The organism is Pseudoalteromonas sp. TB51, from assembly GCF_000498055.1.
In the GTDB taxonomy this organism is placed as follows: domain Bacteria; phylum Pseudomonadota; class Gammaproteobacteria; order Enterobacterales; family Alteromonadaceae; genus Pseudoalteromonas; species Pseudoalteromonas atlantica.
Window position 1 is genome coordinate 1 of record NZ_AUTO01000044.1, and the last position, 5,808, is coordinate 5,808.

Below are 5,808 nucleotides of genomic sequence, written 5' to 3' on the forward strand. Positions count from 1 at the left end.
CAGCCAGCCAATGAATATAACATGGGAATTGACCCACCCCATGCCAAGTGAAATGTGGCATGAGGCTGGGAAGTTGGCGGTTGGGTGATGATTTAAATTCAATAGTTTGAATGTTATTGGTTTAGTTTACTAATAGGTTTACAGCAATCTTATTACTAATAGCTGGCTAATAAGAGGCATAAGCGGGCATTAGTGATGCCCAATTAGCAAGAAAATAGTGAGGGATGAACTGTATCCAAAATTAGTTGATCTCTACACCGCTTTGTTAAATTACCCAGCCAAAACACTACAAATTGTTCTGCTCCACTTTTTATCATGAACAATTCTTTGATGGTCTACCTCACCATTGATAATCTGGTTTTTTGTGAGCTTAGATAGTTGATCCCAATTATCTCCAAAAATGTAGGTTGCGTTATCCAGATGAATGCTTTCTAAGACATACAGGCCTTTCGCAGCGAAGCCATAAATAAAGTACCCGCTAAAGCCCGATCGGCCTGTAGCAAGAAAATCGGGACAGTACTTGGTAATTTTTTGCATCCTAGCCTCCACGACACCTTTCGCTGAGTCCTTAAGCTTTTTAGTGACCTCTCCAACTAGCGGTTTTGCTTTTGCCCAAGGATATTCTCCTGGTGGGAGAATATCCCAGTGTAATTGCTTAACTTTAGTACTGATAATATTTTCATTTTTTGCGTCTAAAACTTCAAAGCTCCCAAAGCACTCGAGCATTAAATTTGAAAGATGAATATTCCTAGATTCATTGGAATCTTTTAGTTCCATACTATCGGTTGCAATATATATATCATCTCCGACTTCGATTACATGAAGAGTTTCTTCAAAAGCGGGCTGGTATTCTCTAGGATACATATCTATATCTCTTGTCTGAATGCCAGAATGCTCTTGCCCATGCCAGTCTTTCCAAGTTCGATGATAAGATCTGGGCTGTGGCTCTAAAGGTAAGTCCCTCCGTACAATTTCTTTTCCATGAGCATTCAGCGCAGTAACTTTTCCGACCACCTCTGGAATAAGGTAATCACCTGCGGCTGGAGCTTTGTCAAATCCAATGGCCGAAAGCTGTTCTGTAATACCACCCGAAATTTTATGAGCCAGCTTTATTTCTTCACAGCCCTTGGCTACTGCCAATAATTTGGTAACCGATCTAATTGATTTTCCTTTGATTTGCATAAGTTCTCCTAGAATTTAACAGCTTATTGATCACCATTTTGGTGGTTTATAACACGCCAAAACGACGTATATTTCATCTCCTGATAATTTCACAATAATTACCTTTGTAAATAAGTAATTAAATAACTAGATATTAGGCTTGTTATCCTGCAATAACACAGCCTTGTTTCCAAAAAGAGTAAAGTAGCCGCATTGCCCATAACTTACTTTTCGCACTTAAACCGTTTTGCATGAGCAAAGCACTCTCCCTCAACTATAAACACCAATCTACCAACACACTCCAACTCCCCGTGATCACACCTGAAATTGAGTTAATGATGAGTAATTTACAGCATGGATGCTGTACAAAGCGTAGCTTGGCCATGGATGGCCTATCTACGCAGGTTACGTTCACATCATTAACGTAAGTTGAAGATACAGTGTGATCTCCGGGGCGCCGTGGGATTCCAAAGGGTGGACGGCGGTATTCACCCTTTGGTTGCCGCCAGCAATCTGGCAAAAACCTCGAATAGAGGTTATTAAATCCCTAAAGCTCTCACGCAAAATAGCTATATAAAAAGCTTCGCCTTTAACGCCAGCAAGCTGCACGTCTACACGTTAAAACGCGATATAAAATCGCGACTACAAAACCACTTGTTTAAAGCGTGCGAACGTTCGCATGCTTTCATCTGCAATCATTACCTCGTAATCAGGGTTTTGAGCGATTAGCTCATATTGCCCGTTTGGTAATTTATTAACTTTGCGCAGTAAATACTGGCCATCTCCGCTTATATCATCTCGCTCTATCGCGACTATTTGGCCACGAAGCGATCCGGCTCTATCGGAAGTTATAAGCTCAAGTAACAATAAATCACCATCAAGTATTGGGTGTTTACCGCCGTTCATAGAGTTGCCCGAAGCACGTGCTAAAAAGTGTACGTTTGGGTCCAGCTTGCCCGCGCCAAGTGGCGCGTCTAAATATTCAACATCGCTGCTATCGCCAGTTTTAAAATGCCCACAGGCTATTTTAATATTAGGGAAGTACGGTAGTTTTAATGCTTCATCATTTGATTTTAAACTAATGGCAGGTTCAGCAACTTGATTTAGCTCAGGCTGTGGTGCATTTGGAAACGTAAACAATTCTGCGGTTGGTTTTGCTTGTTCGAAATGGTCTTTATTAGCAATCCATAATTTAGCGCTGTTTGCTTGCGCTACTTGGTAAGCCCAATTACTTACAGCGAGAGACTTATCGGCATCGCAATGAAAATAAGCACTTAGCTCATTACTAATAGTTTGGCTGTTAACAACCAAGTTTTGGTTTTGCCAGCGTTCACGGTGCTGCTGTGCGGCTAAAAAGTCGCGTTTGTTGTTATTACATGTACGGTGCGCGGCCACAAAATTATGGCCAAGATCGTTTGCATAGCGGGCAAACGGTATAAAGTGATCAACCTCAACATCGTTTTTCATTGGCTTTTGGCAATAAAAACAGGTGTTTGATTGCAGCTCTACTAAAACAGGCTTTGCCTTGGTAAGTGCATTACGGTCTACCCCAAATAAAAACTCTTGCAGTTGGCTTTGCGGGCCAATAAGGGCTTGGTTGTGCTTTATACTTTGAATTTTTTGCAGCCACGCATTTTTAGCCAAGTACACAACTAGGTCGTAAAAGCGTCTAAAGCAGCTAGCAATGCCTGCATTTAACGTAATAAATTGAGTGCTGTTTGTGTGCGGGTACAAAAGGCATTCTTCTTGTTTGGCGAGAATTTGTAAGCGCCAAAGCGGCCCTGTTTTTAGTGTTGCCATAGCAGCATTAAACGTGGGCTTATAAAACGGGCTTTGCTTAAGCTGGCGAAAGTTACGTATGTTGTTTTGTTGGCATTCAAACAATACGCTAATTACTTTTGATTGCGCGCCTGTATTTTGCTTAAGTAAAGCGCTTTCGCCGGTGTGCTCAGACGAAAACGGCATTGCATGGTGCCAGTATAAAGTAATGAGTTTATCGGCAAGGGTTGGTAGCTCTATTACTAATTCACTTTGCTCAGATAACAGCGGTTGCTCTACGCATACATCGGCAATGGCGTGTAAAAGTGCAAACTTGTAGGTAGCGCTAAAATCGCCCTCAACCAGCATACGTTGTATGTATGCTATAAAGTCGAGCTGTTGCTGCATTGCGCTGATCATAAAATGGGAGCAGCCTTTATTATGGCATTTAGCCACACTTCGCTTTCGCGCCCTGGGCGCTGATCAACACTTTGCCAGTGCTTAATTATGCTTAATTGCGTGTGTTGATTTAGCAAACTACTTAATAACTGCTCGGTTAAATCGGTAAATTCACGGCCGTTATGAACACGCTCTGTATCGCCATATTTAAACGATACATATAAAACGCCATTGGGTTTAAGCGCATTTTGTAGCTTTAAAAATACCTGCGGTAGTTCGGCTTTTGGCACATGTAACAAACTAGCGCAGCACCAAATACCGTCGTATTTATTAACACACTCAAGCTCTTGAAAGGTTTTAACCTCGACTGGTTGTTGTAAGTAACTGCTTGCAAGCTCTGCAAGTGCAGGGCTTGCATCAAAAGCCGACACATTAAAACCTTGGCCTTTAAAATAGGTGGCATCGCGAGCTGAGCCACAACCTGCATCTAGCACATAGCCATTTTGGACAACATAAGGTAAAAACTCACGGTAAAGCGCCGACATATCAACATTAAGTGTTGAGTCGCTAAAGGTTTGTGCGTTTTGGTTATAATAATTTAGTGTGGTATTGGGCACTGCTTATACCGCTCCTTGGCTTTGCGAGTTTGCAACGTTAATGCTGCATTCATACTTGTTTAATCTACAGGAACAAGCTGATAAATTAAAGAACTTATAAGTAGGTTTTTTTAGCTTAATACGCTGTTTGTATTGAATTTAGCAATAATTATCTCCTTAAAGCCTTAACCCTCTCCTTTTTAGATACATTTTTTTACAACTTTAATGATTCCTTCACCATTATATTATTTTGCTAGGTTATACTGTTTTAATAACGTACAAAAAAAGCTTACCTCAGAGTCTTAATGAATAAATTAATAACCTTATTATTGTGTGTGTTGTTTAGTACCTCTTGGGGTGTGTTTGCCTGCGAAAGAACGCTTAGCGTTGGCGCGCATGATGCTTTTTGGCCGCCGTATGTAATGGGCATTAGCGGCCAGTTACAGGGTAAAGAGGTGGATGCGTTAACTGTTATTTTTAAAGACTCGCCTTTTTGTTTTGAAATAAAAATGCTGCCTAATTCTAAACGGGCTTTTACCGAGCTGCGCCATGGCCGAATAGACATAGGCTGGGCGGCAAGTTACACCAGTGAGCGTGCTAAATATGCTCATTATACAAAGGCCTACCGCACCGAGGTAATGCGTTTATACGAAAACAAAAACAAAAACAATCAGCATACGGTTAAAAACTTGGCTGATATTTTTAACCAAGGTTTAACCATAGGCGCTAACTTTGGTAGTTATTATGGCGAAGAGTTTGAGCAGTATAAAAAAAGCCATAAAAAACAAATAGAATACACCAGCGCAACCAGTAAGCGCTTTGAAATGCTTAATAAACAGCGTATAGATTACGCAATAGAAGACGAGCTAGTAGGCAATTATTTAAGTAAGCGTGGTAACAGCTTAATGAAGGCGCCTACCATACCCGCTATTAATAAAGACCAAATACACTTAATGCTGAGCAAAAGAACAGTTACGCCTGATGAGGTTAAAATTATTAACGCGCATATAACTAAAAATAAAGCGGCACTTAAGGCGCTGTTTGAATGAATGTTTTGAGCTGTACGCGTGTGTTTTTATTGGTGTGGGTAACGTGTTTGGGGTTATTTAGCGCTAAAGCCCAAGCATGCGATAAAACCATTAATGTAGGCACCAACGAGCGCTACTGGCCGCCGTATGTGGTACTAAAAAACAATACGTTAACGGGTGTTGAAATAGATATAATTAAAACCATTTTTAAAGACTCCCCTTTTTGTATAAATTTTACGTTATTACCTAACTCCTTACGCGCCTTAGAAGAGCTAAAACACGGCCGTGTAGATTTAATGTTTGCAGCAAGTAAAACCCGCGAGCGCCAAGCTTATGCCCATTTTAGTTTGCCTTATCGCGAAGAAGTAATGTTGTTGTATAAACATGCTGGCTCAGCAAGTATTAGTTCGTTAGAGCAGTTATTTAAAAAGGGCTTAACAGCCGGCGTTAATCGCGGCAGCTTTTTAGGGCACACGTTTAAAGCGTTAAGCGATAAATATAGCAAGCAAATAGTACTTACCAGCGATGCCGATAAACGCTTTGCTTTATTAAATAAAAAGCGGGTAGATTTTGTAGTAGACGATTCGTTAGTGGCGCACCATTTTGCTAAAAAATACACGGCTATTTTACCCGTTGAGCAAGTAGCGCCTATTCACGTAAATAATGTGCATTTTATGATGAGCAAAAAAACGATTACTTTAGAAGAAGTTAACACTATTAATGCGCATATTGTAAAAAATAAAGCGGCGCTTAAGGCGTTATTTAAGTAATAATACTAACCCACATTAATACTTAATCATTTTCAGGGGCTAAATGTGTCGCTATCTGCGTTAAAAAATTCTCATTTAGAACAACTAAATAGCGAA

5 protein-coding genes are annotated in these 5,808 nt (G+C 40.5%); 2 read left to right on the forward strand and 3 right to left on the reverse strand.

Annotation, left to right across the window (positions count from 1 at the left end):
- Nucleotides 1–270: 270 nt before the first annotated feature.
- The 3 genes from L650_RS0101290 to L650_RS0101300 all read right to left on the reverse strand — a co-directional run bounded on the left by L650_RS0101290 (nt 271) and on the right by L650_RS0101300 (nt 3,935).
- The gene (locus L650_RS0101290; protein ID WP_029771897.1) at nt 271–1,182 is read right to left on the reverse strand and encodes a hypothetical protein; all 912 of its coding nucleotides are present in this window, start codon (nt 1,180–1,182) and stop codon (nt 271–273) included.
- A 621-nt stretch (nt 1,183–1,803) separates the two neighbouring features.
- Nucleotides 1,804–3,339, reverse strand: coding sequence for a S24 family peptidase (locus L650_RS0101295; RefSeq protein ID WP_029771898.1), 1,536 nt, complete (start codon nt 3,337–3,339; stop codon nt 1,804–1,806).
- Complete coding sequence (locus L650_RS0101300; RefSeq protein ID WP_029771899.1) at nt 3,336–3,935, reverse strand: class I SAM-dependent methyltransferase; 600 nt, start codon at nt 3,933–3,935, stop codon at nt 3,336–3,338. The genes L650_RS0101295 and L650_RS0101300 overlap by 4 nt, the downstream gene beginning before the upstream one ends.
- Before the next feature lie 284 nt (nt 3,936–4,219).
- Here L650_RS0101300 and L650_RS0101305 point away from each other — a divergent pair, with 284 nt between their 5' ends.
- Entirely contained in the window at nt 4,220–4,963 is a 744-nt protein-coding gene (locus tag L650_RS0101305) for a substrate-binding periplasmic protein (RefSeq protein ID WP_029771900.1), read from the forward strand.
- Nucleotides 4,960–5,712, forward strand: a complete 753-nt coding sequence (locus L650_RS0101310; RefSeq protein WP_029771901.1) for a substrate-binding periplasmic protein — start codon at nt 4,960–4,962, stop codon at nt 5,710–5,712. The genes L650_RS0101305 and L650_RS0101310 overlap by 4 nt, the downstream gene beginning before the upstream one ends.
- Nucleotides 5,713–5,808 lie beyond the last annotated feature (96 nt).